Origin of the sequence: Amycolatopsis sp. NPDC051045 (genome assembly GCF_040682955.1) — a bacterium.
In the GTDB taxonomy this organism is placed as follows: Bacteria; Actinomycetota; Actinomycetes; order Mycobacteriales; family Pseudonocardiaceae; genus Amycolatopsis.
Window position 1 is genome coordinate 181338 of the sequence record NZ_JBFBCC010000008.1, and the last position, 14989, is coordinate 196326.

The window sequence follows — 14989 nt, forward strand, 5'->3', positions numbered from 1 at the left end:
TCAGGTTTCCGGATCCGGCGGGACCGAGCGGTTGTTCAGGTCGACCGACAGGAAGATGTCGTTCGCGACGGGGTGGCGCAGCTCCTCGGCGAGCTGGCCGATGAGCCCGGCGGTCCGGGCGAGCAGCGCGAAGCCGCGCAGCAGCGCCAGCGGCAGCCCGAGGTCGGCGAGCGCGGCCCCGCAGACGCCGGCCCCGTTCAGCGGCAGCGTCTTGCCCAGCACCCGCGGGTGCACCCGGCCGATCGCGGCGAACAGCTCCAGGTGCGGGCCGCGCACGCCTTCTTCGCCGGCGATTTCGAACAGCCGCCGCGTGCGCGGGTCGCCGTCCTTGTGCACGTGGTGCCCGAGCCCGGGGACGAACTTCCGTTCCGCGCGGCGGGCTTCCACCGTCCGCAGCGCCAGGGTGTCCCAGCCGGCCTCGTCCGACGGCAGCTCGCCGGCTTCGGCGAGGACCTCGTGCAGGAACCGGCCGCAGTCCTCGGTGACGCCGAGGAAGCGTGACCCGCCGCCCAGCAGGCCGGCGGTCAAGGCGCCCTGGACCGAGTCGGGCGCGGACAGGTAGGTCAGCCGCGTGACGATCGCGGTCGGGGTGAAGCCGTGGTCGGCCAGCGCGGCCAGCACCGCCTCGAAAACCCGGATCTCCCCGTGCGACGGACGCCGTTGCGTCGCCAGCCAGAAGGCGAGCTCACCGAACCCGACCGTGCCCATCACGTCCTCGGCCAGGTCCCGGCCGAGCAACGTGATCTTGTCCTTTGTGGACGCACCGAGGGCGGTTTCGTAGACCGGGTCAGTCATCCGCGGCCTCCGTCAGCCACGCCCGCAGCTCGGCGCCGTGTTCGTCGAGCTCCGGCGGCGGCAGCCGGTAGCCGGCGGGGGTCGCGGAAAACCGGATGGGGTGGCGGGTCGTCGGTACCGCGCGGTCCCCGGCACCCACCTCGACGATCGGGTCCAGCCCGAAGCGTTCGGCCATCGCGAACCCGCCGTCGATGGTGTTGATCGGTCCACACGGGACACCGACTTCGGTCAGCGCGTCGAACCAGTCCACCGCGCCGCGTTTCGCCAGCCGCTCGACCAGGATCGGCCGGAGCTCTTCGCGGTTCTTCGTGCGATCGGCGTTGCGGGCGAACCGTGGGTCGGCCGGCACCTCGGGCAGGTCCAGGACCTCGCACAGCCGGCGGAACTGCCCGTCGTTGGCCGCGGCGACGATCAGGTCGTGATCGGCCGTCGGCAGCGGCTCGTAGGGGAAGACGCTGGGGTGGGCGTTGCCCATCCGGTACGGCACCACGCCACCGGCGGCGTAGGCCGAGCTGTGATTGACCAGCCCGGTCAGCGCTGAAGACAGCAGGTTGACCTCGACGTGCTGGCCTTCGCCGGTCGCGTCGCGGTGGCGCAGCGCGGCCAGGATGCCGATCACCGCGTGGTTGCCCGCCATCACGTCGAACACCGAGATCCCGGCCCGGTACGGCGGGCCGTCCGGATCGCCGGTCAAGCTCATCAGGCCCGAGATCGCCTGCACCATGAGGTCGTAGCCGGGCACGTGCGCGCCGGCGCCCGCGCCGAACCCGCTGATCGAGGCGTAGACCGTGCCGGGATGGGCCCTGCTGACCGCGGCGTAGTCCAGGCCGTACTTGGCCAGCCCGCCCGGCTTGAAGTTCTCGATCAGCACGTCCGCGCGGGCAGCCAGCTCGCGAGCGACGGCGGCGTCGGCCTCTTCGCGCAGGTCAAGGGCGATCGACCGCTTTCCGCGGTTGACACCGAGGTAGTACGTCGAGACGTCCCCGCGCACCGGCGGCATCCACGTGCGGGTCTCGTCGCCCTGCGGGCCCTCGACCTTGACGACGTCGGCCCCCAGATCGGCGAGCAGCATCGTGGCGTACGGGCCGGCCAGTACCCGGGAGAAGTCCGCGACCAGCAGCCCGGACAGCGGGCCGGTGGGTGGTTCCAAACCAGCTCCTCGCCTTCTGTCCGTCAGACGGACCGTTGTCCGCCAGTCTGCGACAGCGGCCGGGCCGCGGTCAAGGAGTCAGGGAACGGTCACGTGGGGGACGGCGTCCAGCCGCGCGAAGTCCGCGCTGATCTCCCCGGCGGTCTGCAGCAGCAGCGGCAGGTGGTGGTCGAGCAGCTTCTCGACCGGTGTCTCGGCGGCGTGGCAATTGACGTTGACGCCGGCGACCACGCGCCCGGACCCGTCGCGCAGCGGGGCCGCCACCGACCGGATGCCCAGGGCGAGCTGCTCGTCGGTGAGCGCCCAGCCGCGGGCGCGGACCTCGCGCAGTTCGGCGTCGCGCTCGGCGCGGTCCGGCTGCCAGCGCGGCACCAGCCCCGACCGGGTCGGCTCCGCCAGCACCGCCTCCAGCTCGTCCGGCGGCAGCGCGGCCAGCTGGACCTTGCCCAGCGACGTCGGCAGAGCGGGGAACCGGGTGCCGATCTGCACGCTCAATCCGACGATCTTCGGCACCGCGACCCGGGCGACGTAGACGATGTCCGAGCCGTCGAGCTGGGCGATCGAGCACGACTCGTTCGTGCGGGCGACCAGCCGTTCCAGATGTGGCCGGGCGACGTCCCACAGGCCCATCGAGCGCACGTAGGCCACGCCGAGGTCGAGCACGCGCGGGGTCAGGGCGTAGCCCCGCCCGTCGGTGCGGACGTAGCCGAGCTCTTCGAGGGTGAGCAGGATCCGGCGGGCGGTCGGGCGGGCCAGGCCGGTGGCGGTGGCCACTTCGGCGAGCGTCATTTCCGGCCGGTGCGGCCCGAACGCCGTGATCACCTCGAGCCCGCGCGCCAGCGCTTCGATGAAATCGGGACCAGTTCCCTCTCGTGGCATGCGCCACCTCCCTCTCCGACGGTCCTCCACGGCAGCGTAGCGGCGGGGATTGACACCGGCGCGGCACTGGGCAAGGGTGACTGCGCCCCCTGATTGTCCGCAGGGCGGACGAGTGTACGCAATGGAGGCCGTGATGACCCAGCCCACCGACGGTCCGGTCGTCCTGCGCGGCGGCACGGTGCTGACCCTCGACGACGCCCGCCGCGTCCTGCCCGGCGAAGACGTCCTCGTCGAAGGCGACCGGATCACCGCGATCGGGCCCGCGCTCGACGTCCCGCCCGGCACCACGGAGATCGACGCCACCGGCGGCATCGTCCTGCCCGGCATGATCGACACCCACCGCCACCTGTGGCAGACCGCCATGCGCGGGTACGGCGCCGACTGGACGCTCACCCAGTACTTCGTCTGGTACTACCTCGAGTGGGGCAAGGTCTTCCGCCCCGAAGACATCTACGCCGGCAACCTGCTCGGCGCCCTGGAAGCCCTGGACGCCGGGGTCACCACGACGGTCGACTGGTCGCACGGCCTGCAGACGACCCAGCACGCCGACGCCGCCGTGGACGCGCTGCAGGCGGTGCCCGGCCGGTTCGTGCTGGCCTACGGCAACATCCAGGACGCACCGGCGAGCTGGACCGGCACCCCCGAGTTCCGCGACTTCGTCTCCCGCCGCATCACCGGGGACGACCTGCTCGGCTTCCAGCTCGCCTTCGACGTCACCGGCGACCCGGCGTTCCCGGAGAAGCCCGCGTTCGAGGTCGCCCGCGAGCTCGGCGTGCCGGTGACCACGCACGCCGGCGTGTGGGGCGCGACCGGCGACGACAGCATCCGGCTGATGCACGACCACGGCTTCATGACCCCGGAGACGATCTACGTCCACGGCGCGTCCCTGTCGGCGGACTCCTACCACCGCATCGCCGCCACGGGCGGGTCGGTGTCGGTCTCGACGGAGAGCGAGCAGAGCGCCGGCCAGGGTTATCCGCCCACCTGGGCGCTGCGCAAGCACGGCATCCCGGTGTCGCTGTCGATGGACACCTCGGTGTGGTGGAGCGGCGACCTGTTCTCGGCGATGCGCGCCACCCTCGGCGCCGACCGGTCCCGGGAGCACCTCGAGGCACACGCCAAGGGCGAGACGGTGACGCACGCGGCGCTGCGGGCGGAACAGGTCGTGGAGTGGGCCACCCGCGGCGGCGCCGCGGCACTGGGCCGCTCGGACCTGGGCCGCCTCGAAGTGGGCAAGAAGGCCGACGTGGTGCTGCTGAAGAACGACGACTCCCCGGTGTCGTTCCCGCTGCTGAACCCCTACGGCCACGTGGCGTTCCAGGCCCAGCGCGGCGACGTCCACACCGTGCTCGTCAACGGCCGGGTCGTCAAGCGCGACGGCCGGCTCGTGGGCGCCGACCTGCCCGCGGTCCGGCGGCGCGTCGAGGAGACGGTGGCACACCTGCGCGCCCGGCTGGGCGAGGAAGCGTGGCGGCAGGGGATGAACCCGGACGTCCCGGAAGCCAAGATCCTGGACAACCCGTACACCTACACCGACTACCAGAGCGACACCACCCACGGCGGCTGAGCTACCGTGAGGCCGTGGTCCAGGTCTTCGTCCAGCCCGCCTACGGCACCGCGGACGCCCGCCGGTACGGAGCGGAATCCTTGGAGCGGACCGTGGCCTTCCACGAGCTCGCCGACCTCCTCGACCCCGCCGACCTCGCCCGCCTGAACGCCCTGCACCCGGGCGGCCGCGCCCGGTTCTGGGGCGCCAAGGACAAGTACGACCGCCGGATGGACACCGTGGCCACCGGCGACGTCGTGCTCTTCACCGGCCGCAAGCACGTCCAGGCCACGGCCGAGGTGGGGCACGGGTTCCGGAACCCGGCGTTCGCGCGCCGCCTCTGGCGCCCGGACCCGGGCAAGTGCGTGTTCAGCAACGTCTACAGCCTGCGGCGCTACCGGCGCGTCGAGCTGCCGTACGAGGAGCTCTGGGCGCTGCCCGGCTTCACCCCGGGTGACAACTTCATGGGCCTGCGGTTCCTCGACGAGGCGAAGTCGGCCGCAGTGCTGGGCCTGCTCTCCGCCGCTTCCGCGCACTGAGCGAGCCGGGCCCGCAAGGTGCGGACCCGGCTCGCTCAGCCTCGGCTCGGATCGGGGACGTCAGCCCCGGTCGTAGTCGAAGTAGTCGTCCGCGTCGTGGTCGACGACCCAGTGGTCGTCGTCCGTGGCGTCGGCCACCGCGGTGACCGAGTGCGCCGCGGCACCGTCCATGCCGGCCGCGGTGTACCAGGAGTGGTAGCCGGCGTAGTCCGGCACGGCCACCGCGTGCGCACCCTCCGACGATGCGCCGTACGGACCGGCCGTCAGCTTCTCCGCCTCGTAGGTGGCGTGGTGCTCACCCGCGTGGCTCACGACGTGCGCCGAAGACGCGCCGTCCACACCGGCCGAGTGCGACTCGGCGTAGTAACCGACGTCGTCGGCGTCGTCATCATCATCATCATCGGCGTCGTACCCCGGGTGGACGTAGTCCTGGTTCACCGGGTCGGGGTGGCTCACGGCGTGGTGGTGCTCCACGGCGGGGCTGTCGTAGTCGTAGTCGTCCCCGTCGTAGTCGTAGTCGTCGCAGTCTTCGTCGTCGGAGTCGTACGCGCCGTCGTGCACCGTGTGGTGCCACGCGTGGTTCCAGCCGTCGTTGCCGGACTCCCCGCTGTGCGTCACATAGGCGCCGCCGATGCCGGCCACGGCGGTGTCCTGCTCGGACCAGTGGTGTCCCCACCAGGTCGAACCTTCGTCGGTGTCGGTCGTGCCCGCGCCACCGATGCCGGCCCAGCTCGAGGAGCTTTCGGCGCTCCAGGAATCGTGCGGCCAGTCGATCGGATGAGCGGTCGCCGGGCCGACCGTCACGAGGGAAAGCGGCAGCGCGAAAGCGCCGGCGACAGCCAGTCGTCGCAATGTGGACATGATTTTTCGGGGTTCCCTTCCTGAGTGCGACACCCGGGGTTGATTCGGGGCCCGGACGTCGGGGCAGAAGTTCTGTCCGGTTGGGAACGTTACCGCCCCGGTGCGCCCTTGATGCGGCTTTGACCTGCGTAAATACCCGATCGGTGTGCGGGAACCGCCGAGTGGAGGACAGATCCGGAATGGGGTCGGACCAGCCTACTTAGCCTTCGCGGCAGTGGTCGGAATGAATGGCGCGAAATCACTCGCTCAGGTAGTGCTTCGTTTAACCCGAAAAAACGTGGTCCGGAACGACGGGCCGCCGACGGGGCGCCTGGCCGGGCGCTGCCGGGTGCAGGGCGCCCTCCGCCGGTCGACCGGTGCCGCCATCGGCCGGTCGGCTGACCGGAACGCGGCAGGCGGCGCACCCGCGTCACGCCGGACCGGTCGACGCAGCGGCGCATCGGCGGAGTATTCCGGCCGCACGCCTGCGCCGGACCACGATAACAGGGCCGCCCACAGAACGTTCCCACGGTATTCACAGTAGTGGAGTAATCACTATTTTTTTCGTTACCTGGTGGACTCGAAAACCACGAGAATTGACTCGTTCGGAGCAAGCTGTTTCGCGCTCAATTGCGTAGGTTCACGGCATGTCGCCGATGAGATCCATTATGGCCGTCGTTCTGCTGGCCGCGTTCGTGGTGCCGCTCGGCCCGGCGGTGGCCGCGGCCGCGGGGACGCCCGGACCGGTGTGCGATCACCAGCCGGCCGCCAACGCCACCGCCCCCGCGGGCGCCGTCACGATCGACGCCACGGTGCCCGGCGACCTTTACCACAAGTCGCAGGAATCGCCACCAAACACGACGTTCTGGCTGCCACCCGGCACGCACACGCTGGCACTGGATCCCTTCGGGCAGGTGATCCCGAAGGACGGCGACGTCTACCTCGGCGCCCCCGGTGCGGTGCTCGACGGGCAGGGCGTCAACCGGGCGGCCTTCACCCAGCAGGCGAAGGACGTCGTCATCCGCGGGCTGACGATCCAGAACTTCGCCGCCCCGCAGGACCAGGGCGTGGTGAACCACGATTCCGGCGAGCACTGGATCATCGAAAACGCCACCGTGCAGAACAACAAAGGCGCGGGAATCATGGCCGGCGCCCGCCAGGAGGTGCGGCACAGCTGCCTGCGCAACAACGGGCAGTACGGCATGAACGCCTACCGGTCCGACGGCACGATCACGGCACTGATCATCGAAGGCAACGAAATTTCCGGCAACAACACCGACGACTGGGAAACGCGCAACCCCGGCTGCGGGTGCAGCGGCGGGGTCAAGTTCTGGGTGGTCGACAAGGCCGACGTCCGCGGGAACTGGATCCACCACAACCACGGCGCCGGGCTCTGGGCCGACACCGACAACAACGACTTCCTGATCGAGAACAACCTCATCGAGGACAACGACGCCGAGGCGCTGTTCTACGAGATCAGCTACAACCTGGTCTTCCGCGACAACGTCCTGCGCCGCAACAGCCTGGTCGCCGGCAAGTACCGGTCCGACCGCGGCGACAACTTCCCGGTGGCCAGCGTGTACCTGTCCGAGTCGGGCGGCGAGCCGCGGGTGCCGGCGCGGACCCACCTGATCGACATCTACGACAACACCTTCGAGGACAACTGGTCCGGCATCACCGCCTGGGAGAACGCCGACCGGTTCTGCAACAGCCCGGCCAACACCTCGATCAACACCTGCACCAAGCTCGTCGCCGACCGCACGCAGTGCTCGGCACCGGGGATCACCTCGCCGCCGCTCTACGACGACTGCCGCTGGAAGACCCAGCTGGTCGAGGTGCACGACAACACGTTCCGCTTCGACCCGGCCCGCATCGGCTGCACGAGCGGCCTCTGCGGCAAGATGGCGGTGCTGTCCAACTACGGCACGTACCCGTCCTGGTCCCCGTACAAGGCCACGCTCGTCCAGGACGCCATCACCCACGACCAGGGCAACTACTGGTTCAGCAACGCCTACTACGGGCCCTGGAAGTTCGTGGCGGGCGACACCTCCCGGGTCCTGACGGCCGAGCAGTGGCAGTCGAGCCCCTGGTACCAGGACAACTGCGCCTCCTTCGACGACGTGATGCCGCACTGCTGACCACCGCTGAGCAGGGTGCGTCCGGGGCCGCGGCGGGCTTTCGGACTTCACCTCGACCGGCTCAGGCGCCCGCCGCGGAGGCCGGTGCCTGAGCTGTTTCGCCCTGCCGCGGCCGGCCGCTGGTCGGCGGCGGTTCGGTGAAGTCGCCGGGGCCGGCGGCCCTTCGTCCCGGCACCGGACCCCCTTACCGGATCGCCCGTGGAATAGATTCGCCGCACCGCGGGAAGACCGACTACACGAAGGTCACCACGTTCACCGACACCCCGGGCACCAACCCCAAGAACACGCCCGACACACCGGCGAAACCCGGTCTGGCCAATCCCACGCCCGCCTACCTGGCCTCGCTGCCGACCGATCCGGAGCGGTTGAAGGCGGTGCTGCAGGCCGAGGCGAACGGGGAGAGCAGGCTGATCTTCAAGCGGGTGGCCGCACTGGCCACCACGGCCGACGCGCTGCTGCCGCCCCCGCTGCGAGCCGCGTTGTACCAGGTGCTCGCCACGGTCCCCGGTGTCGAGCGCGTGCCGGGTCAGGTCGGTCTCGCCGGCCGGACCGGGGTGGCGATCGCCCACACCGGTGACGGCAAGCGCACCGAACTCGTCATCGACCCGGTCAGCTCGCGCATGCTCGGGTTCCGCATCGTGGCCGTGGCCGCCGTCGACGGCGTTCCCGCGGGCACCGCCGTCTACGCCGCCACGGCCGACCAGAAGATCGTCCGGAAAGCGGGGGACCGGCAGTGATCATCCGCAGCGTGGCCGCGGCCCTGACCGCGGCGGTGGTGTCGACGAGCCCGGCCGGCTGGGAAGCCGTGCCGGTGCAGTCCGGCCCGGCCAACCTGGTGGCCATGACCGCGCCGTCCGCCCACGACGTGTGGGCCGCGGGATTCGGCATCCGGCAGGAGGTCGTCGACGGCAGGCCCGCGATCACCTTCGCACCGCAGGTGCAGCACTGGAACGGCACGAAGTGGTCGGCGGTACCGACCCCGCCGCTCGGCGCGGACGTCGTCGGCCGGTTCCAGGCGATCGCCGCCGCTGGGGGCCGGGTCTGGGCGGTGGGGGACGCGTGGGAACAGCGCGGCGGCCGTCATCGGTCGCTGATCGAACAGGGGAACGGCCTCACCTGGTCCCGCGTGCCCGCGGACGACGTGGCCGACGCCGACCAGACCCTGTTCGGGGTGACGGCCGTCAGCGCCACCGACGCGTGGGCCGTCGGCTCCGCCGCCTACGCCGATCACACGGACCCGGTGGCCCAGCACTGGGACGGCGTCCGCTGGACCCGGGTACCGCTGCCGGCCGGCCTGGGCGACGCCGCGCTGTCCGCCGTCGCCGCCGACGGGCCGGGCGCCGTGTGGGCCGTGGGGTTCGCCGCCGGTGACTCCGGGCTCGCCGAACCGCTGCTGCTGCGCTGGGACGGGATCGCCTGGTCGAGGGTCGCCCTGCCCGCCACCACCGACCGGGGACTGGCCCGGCTCAACGCCGTGACGGTGTCCCACGGGCAGGTCTGGGCGGTGGGCTCGTCGACCGTCGGTGGCGCCATGAACCGCAAACCCCTGGTGTTCCGCGTCGACTCCCGCGGCGCGGTTCTCGAAGGCACCCCCGACGAGCAGGGACAGCTCAACGCGGTGACGACCGTGGGCCGCGAGGCGTGGGCGGTGGGCTACCAGTACGACGAGGCGGCCAAGCCCCACGCGTACGCGCTGCGCCGCGGCCCCGACGGCGACTGGCGCCGGGCGCCGGTTCCCGAGGGGACGGGCGCGACGCTGTATGGCCTCACCGCGGTGGCGGGGACTTTGTGGACAGCCGGCGCGATGGACGGCGCCGAACCCGGCCTGCCGGGTCCGCTCGTCGCCCGGCTCTGCTGATCGGCTGGACAAAAGATTGACAATGCCGGGCCGCGGCCGAGCCTTTCGGGAATTGCGCTACTCTGCTCCTCTCGTTTTGACAGAGGAACAGGGGCGTCCGAAGTGGAGTCCACCGGGACCGGCGACTCGACCGCATTCGATCGCGAAAAGATCGTGAACGTCATCGGCGTCAATCGCGGCACCTCGGTACAGGCCGGCCACGTTTACATCAACTCGCTGGTGAACGGCCCGGACGAGCCGGCACTGGAGCGGTTGCTCGACGCCGTCGACGAGCGCCGGAGGACTTCCGGAGCTGTTCGGCGGCGAACCCTGCCCCCGTCGTTGCCGTGGGTGCAGCGATCCGCGTGCCTGGGGCGAAGCCGCGAACTGGCGGAACTGCGCACGCAGCTGTCCGCCGGGCGGCACGTGCTGATCGGCGGCCCGGCGGGGATCGGAAAGACCCTGCTGCTGCAGCACGCGACCAGCGCCGGGGTGCTGTCCGCCGACACGGTCCCCGGCTGTGAAGGCGTCTTGCGGCAGCTGCTCGTCCCCGGCATGACCCCTGACGACGTGCTGCACGAGCTGACGCTGGAGTGCTACGACGTCGAGCCGCAGGCTCCGGTGTCTCCCCGGCGCCTGCTCAGCCGCATTTGCGCCCTGGTGGTCCTGGACGGCGTAGAGTGGCCGGCCGAAGGAATTCAGCAGGTACTCGACGCGATGCCGGGCAGCGTGTTCGTCATCGCTGCCCGGCGTACCGATTCCTCCCCGTCCGTCAAATCGCTTCCGCTGGGCGGGCTGAGCTTCGCGGACGGGCTTCGGTTGTGGGAAAACGAGCTCGGAACGTCACTATCGGACGCGGAAAAACGCCGGGCCGAGCGCGTTCACGACAGCTGTGGCGGCAACCCCGGCAAACTGGGGCGGTTCGCCGCCGCGCTGCGAACCGCCGGCGTCCAGGGCAGCGCGTCCGAGGTGGCGGATCCGGACGTCTACGCCATGGTCGTCGACCGCGCGCTTTCGAAGATCGGTGAGCCCGCCGTGACGGCGCTGAAGGAATTGCTGATCTTCCCCGACGCGTCCTGGGGCGAGGAACTGCTGGCCACGATCGGCCGCGGAAACCCCGCCGATCTGCGCAAACTCGAAGACGCCCGGTTGATCGAGTGCGAATCGGGCCGGTACCGGGTGGGCCCGGACGTCGCCGATGTGGTGCCCCCACCGGCGCCGTGGCAGCTGTTCGACCGCATCACCTCCTGGGCCCACGCGGAGACCGACGCCGAACGCATCGCGGCGGAGCTCGGCGTCATCGAACGCACGCTGCGCCGGCTGCTGGGCGACGACCGGCACTGGGACGCCGTGGCACTCGCGCGCGTCGTGTCGGTGAGGCTCCTGCCAACCCCGTGGTGGAACCGCGGCGACGAGGTACTGGGGCTCGGGCTCCGCGCGGCCCGGCGGGCCGGCTCCCGCACCGATACCGCCTACTTCACCTACGCGCTGGCCGCCCGCCGGGCCGACGGTGACCGGGCCGAGGAAGCCGCCGAGCTCCTGGTCGCGCTGATCGACTCGGCACGCGAACACGGCGCCCGCCGGCTCGCCGACCGGGCCCGCGAGCTGCGCGACACGCTGCCCACCGCCCGCGTGGCGGCGCCGGAGCCGGTGCCCGGCCGGGGTGCGGAAGCCGTCTCGCAGCTGATCCTGCGGGTTCCGGTCCTGAACAGCGCGACCGACACGGCACTCACGCTCGCGCGGGAACACCCGGCCGTGCTCCGCAAGGCCGTCGCCGGCGTCCTGCTCCTGGCGGGGGCGCTGTTCGGGTTGCCCGCTTCCGCCGGCGCACCGGCCTCGGCCACCGGTGCGCCGAGCTCGTCGTCCGGGCTCGGGGCACCGATCGCTCCCCGGCGCCCGAGCGAACCGCCGGCCGCCGGAGCCTCGCCGAGCGTGGCGCCACCCCCGCCGGCGCCGCCTCCGGCCGGCGCCACCCCGGCCCCCACGGCCGGTGCGACAGCCCCGTCCTCGCGGCCGCCGGGAGCCCGGCCCGGCCAGGGCCCCGCCGCGGCCGCTGACGGCACCACCAGCACGGACCGCCGCCACACCGCCGGTCCCGACCTGACCGGGAAGTGGCGGCTCGTCTTGGTCCGGAGGTATTCGGTCGGTGTCTACATGAACCCGCCGGACACGTACACGATCACCTTGCACCGGCTCGACGACGACCGGTGCGGCGAAAAGGCGCCCTGCTACGGCGGCCAATGGGGCCCCGACGGCCCCGCAGCGAGCGGCAACTTCGTCGCGGCAGCGTCTCCCACGAGCTTCTTCGCCACGGACTCCGACGCCCACGGCGAGCAGACCTACCGGGGAGAGCTCATCTCGGGCCCGGGACAACCTCCGCAGTACAAGGGCGGCTGGACCGGCGGCGGCCGCACCGCCTCCTTCGTCTTCACCCGCCTCGGCTGACCCTGCCCTTACGGGCAGCCGGGCGTACCCGAAGGTTCGCCGCTGCGTGGCTGGCCGGGCCGGGCCGTCGGGATCATCGTGGAGGCACCGCCAGTGCGAGGAGGTCCGCCGGTGATCCACGAGGTCGACGAGGCGCTGCGGCGGCTGGTGAAGGACGAGGCGCTGCGCGGCAGCGAGGTCGACGTCGCCTTCGACGCCCCCACCAAGGACTGGGCGGCCCGGCGCAACGCTCCCACCGTCAACATCTACCTCTATGACGTGCGCGAGGACATGCGACGCCGGTCGCGCGGGCTGCTCAACGAGTACGACCAGCGCGGCGAGGTCGCGGCGCGGCACCTGCCGCCCAAGCACGTCAAGCTGTCCTACCTGGTCACCGCGTGGACCCAGCGCCCGGAGGACGAGCACCGCGTGCTCTCGGACCTGCTGCTCGGCCTGTTGCGCTACGAGGCCGTGCCGGCCGAGGTGCTCACCGGGTCGCTGGTCGAGATGGGGTTGCCGGTGCCGATGACCGTCGCGCTGCCGCCGCCGGAGGACCGCGCGTTCGCCGACGTGTGGACCGCGCTGGGTGGCGAGCTCAAGCCGTCGCTGGACGTCGTCGTCTCCGCACCGATCCACAGTGGACGCGTTTACCCGGCCGGGCCGCCCGCCAAGGAAGGCCTCAAGCTCGACACCGGCGACGGCGAGCTCATCGGGCACCACGTGTCCGCGTCCGGGGCCGTCGAAGGGCAGCGCCGGGTCGCGATGGCCCGCACGCACCGGAAACCCCGGTGAGCCTGGAGTACCTGTTCGAGCGGCTGGCCCGGCTCGAACAGCGCATCCGCGACGCGGTCGACAGCCGTCGCGCGGCCGACCCGAACCCCGACGACCCGTTCCGCGGTCTGTACCTGTCCAACGAGGCGATCGACGCGTTGCTCGAAGGCCACCGCGAACCGTTCGCCCCGTTCACCGGCTCCGTCCCGGACGGCAGGCTGCGCCCGCTCGCCGAACGCGCGGGCCTCACCGGCGTCGACGTCGAACTGCTGCTGGTCGCGCTGGCGCCCGATCTGGACAGCCGGTTCGAGCAGTTCTACGGCTACCTCAACGACGACGTGACCCGCCGCCGTGCGAGCGCCGGGCTGGCGCTGCGCCTGTGCGGCATCCCCGAGGCCTCGGCCGCCGGCCGCGCCCGGCTCGACGCCGACTCCCCGCTGATCACCTGCGGCCTGCTCACCGTGGGGGAGGACGAACGGCCGTTCCTCTCGCGCACGCTGCGCGTCCCCGACCGGGTGGTGAACCACCTGCTCGGCGACGACCGGCTCGCGCCCGAGCTCGCCGGCTGTGCGCACCTGGGCACCGAGCTCGTCGAAGTCCCGGGCCGGGACCGGCTGGCGCGCGCGATCAGCGGCCGGGCCGGGCTGGTCTACCTGAAGGAACTACCCGGTGGTGGCGCCGAGGAACTCGGCGTCGGCGCGCTGGCCGCGGCCGGGTTCCCCGCGCTGGTGGTGGACGCGGGGCGCTGGCAGGCCGAGCCCGAGCTCACCCCGTCGCTGCGGCGGGAAGCGTTGCTGCGCGGCGCCGGGATCGTGCTGGGTCCGGTGGACGACCCACGGCTGGAACAGCTCGCGCACCCGGCGATCCCGCTGGTGGTGCACGGCACCGCGGCCTGGGACCCGCGGTGGAGCGCGACGCCGCCGTTGCAGCTCGATGCGTTGCCGCTGTCCGCGGCGAGCCGCGCGGAACTCTGGCGCAGCCGGCTCGACGGCCGCCTCGCTCCCGGCGTCGACCCGGGCGAGGCGACCGCGCACTTCGTGCTGGGGCCGGGACAGATCGCCCGCGCGGCGAAGGCCGCGTCGGTGACCGCGCTGGCCGACGACGGGCTGGTCCGGACGTCCCACGTCCGTGCGGGTGCGCGGAGCCAGAACGCCGCCGGCCTGCAGCGGCTCGCGCGGCGGATCGAACCGGCCGTCGGCTGGCCCGACCTGGTGCTCCCGGCGGGCGTGCTGTCCCTTTTGGACGAACTGGCGGCGCGGGCGCGCTACCGCGACCAGGTGCTCGACGAGTGGCGGATGCGCCCGGGCGGCGGGCGCGGGCGGGGGGTGACCGGGCTCTTCGCGGGGGACTCGGGGACCGGGAAGACGATGTCCGCCGAGGTCATCGCCTCCTCCCTCGGGCTGGACCTGTACACCGTGAACCTGGCGACCGTGGTCGACAAGTACGTCGGCGAGACGGAGAAGAACCTGGAGCGGATCTTCACCGAGGCGTCCGGGGTCAACGGCGTCCTGCTGTTCGACGAGGCGGACGCGATCTTCGGCAAGCGGTCCGAGGTCCGCGATGCGCACGACCGGTACGCCAACATCGAAAGCGCGTACCTGCTGCAGCGGATGGAGACGTTCGACGGGATCGCGGTGCTGGCGACCAACCTGCGGGCGAACCTCGACGAGGCCTTCACCCGGCGGCTCGACGTCATCGTGGACTTCCCGTTGCCGGACGTCGAACTCCGGCGCCGGCTGTGGGACCGCTGCCTCGGCGCCCGGATGCCGCGCGGAGCGGACCTGGATCTCGGGTTCCTCGCCGAGGCCTTCGAGCTGGCGGGCGGCCACATCCGCTCGGCCGCGGTCACCGGCGCGTACCTGGCCGCCGAGGCGGGCCGCCCGGTGACGATGAGCGATCTGGTCGGCGCGGTCGCGCGGGAGTACCGCAAGCTGGGCCGGCTGTGCCTCGACCGGGAGTTCGGGCCGTACCTGGCGATGGTGACGGACGGCTGAGCTGCCCGAACGGGCGGTTTTTGCTGCCCGCGCGGACGGGCAGCGCAGTCTGGCGCTTACCCGCCCGGCGGGGCAA

The 14989-nt window shown here is 72.0% G+C and carries 12 protein-coding genes; 8 read left to right on the forward strand and 4 right to left on the reverse strand.

The genetic code is table 11. From position 1 onward, the window contains the following. The 3 genes from AB0M80_RS20930 to AB0M80_RS20940 form a co-directional block, all read right to left on the reverse strand. Entirely contained in the window at positions 1 to 795 is a 795-nt protein-coding gene (locus AB0M80_RS20930; RefSeq protein WP_364567123.1) for a citryl-CoA lyase, read from the reverse strand. Next, positions 788 to 1945: a CaiB/BaiF CoA-transferase family protein gene (locus AB0M80_RS20935; protein WP_364567126.1), complete on the reverse strand. Its 1158-nt coding sequence runs from the start codon at positions 1943 to 1945 to the stop codon at positions 788 to 790. The genes AB0M80_RS20930 and AB0M80_RS20935 overlap by 8 nt, the downstream gene beginning before the upstream one ends. Before the next feature lie 78 nt (positions 1946 to 2023). Then, a complete protein-coding gene (locus AB0M80_RS20940; protein WP_364567129.1) occupies positions 2024 to 2824 on the reverse strand; it encodes an IclR family transcriptional regulator C-terminal domain-containing protein in 801 nt (266 codons plus the stop codon). A gap of 133 nt (positions 2825 to 2957) precedes the next feature. On the opposite strand from AB0M80_RS20940, the gene AB0M80_RS20945 reads away from it, so the two are divergent. Together AB0M80_RS20945 and AB0M80_RS20950 are read left to right on the forward strand one after the other, a co-directional pair. After that, entirely contained in the window at positions 2958 to 4391 is a 1434-nt protein-coding gene (locus AB0M80_RS20945) for an amidohydrolase family protein (protein ID WP_364567132.1), read from the forward strand. A gap of 14 nt (positions 4392 to 4405) precedes the next feature. Further along, positions 4406 to 4909 (forward strand): hypothetical protein, encoded by a 504-nt coding sequence (locus tag AB0M80_RS20950; protein ID WP_364567135.1) that lies wholly within the window; start codon positions 4406 to 4408, stop codon positions 4907 to 4909. Between the two features lie 60 nt (positions 4910 to 4969). Here AB0M80_RS20950 and AB0M80_RS20955 read toward each other — a convergent pair whose 3' ends face one another. After that, positions 4970 to 5770 carry a hypothetical protein gene (locus AB0M80_RS20955; RefSeq protein ID WP_364567137.1) on the reverse strand — a complete coding sequence of 267 codons (801 nt, stop codon included), beginning with the start codon at positions 5768 to 5770 and terminating at the stop codon, positions 4970 to 4972. Between the two features lie 626 nt (positions 5771 to 6396). Here AB0M80_RS20955 and AB0M80_RS20960 point away from each other — a divergent pair. The 6 genes from AB0M80_RS20960 (at position 6397) to AB0M80_RS20985 (ending at position 14913) form a co-directional block, all read left to right on the forward strand. After that, positions 6397 to 7887, forward strand: a complete 1491-nt coding sequence (locus AB0M80_RS20960; RefSeq protein ID WP_364567140.1) for a right-handed parallel beta-helix repeat-containing protein — start codon at positions 6397 to 6399, stop codon at positions 7885 to 7887. Between the two features lie 137 nt (positions 7888 to 8024). Next, entirely contained in the window at positions 8025 to 8624 is a 600-nt protein-coding gene (locus tag AB0M80_RS20965) for a hypothetical protein (protein ID WP_364567143.1), read from the forward strand. Continuing rightward, positions 8621 to 9745 carry a hypothetical protein gene (locus AB0M80_RS20970; protein WP_364567146.1) on the forward strand — a complete coding sequence of 375 codons (1125 nt, stop codon included), beginning with the start codon at positions 8621 to 8623 and terminating at the stop codon, positions 9743 to 9745. The genes AB0M80_RS20965 and AB0M80_RS20970 overlap by 4 nt, the downstream gene beginning before the upstream one ends. A gap of 102 nt (positions 9746 to 9847) precedes the next feature. After that, positions 9848 to 12169, forward strand: a complete 2322-nt coding sequence (locus tag AB0M80_RS20975) for a hypothetical protein (RefSeq protein ID WP_364567149.1) — start codon at positions 9848 to 9850, stop codon at positions 12167 to 12169. A 111-nt stretch (positions 12170 to 12280) separates the two neighbouring features. Then, positions 12281 to 12940, forward strand: a complete 660-nt coding sequence (locus tag AB0M80_RS20980) for a DUF4255 domain-containing protein (protein WP_364567152.1) — start codon at positions 12281 to 12283, stop codon at positions 12938 to 12940. Further along, complete coding sequence (locus tag AB0M80_RS20985; RefSeq protein WP_364567155.1) at positions 12937 to 14913, forward strand: ATP-binding protein; 1977 nt, start codon at positions 12937 to 12939, stop codon at positions 14911 to 14913. The genes AB0M80_RS20980 and AB0M80_RS20985 overlap by 4 nt, the downstream gene beginning before the upstream one ends. The last annotated feature ends 76 nt before the right edge of the window (positions 14914 to 14989 follow it).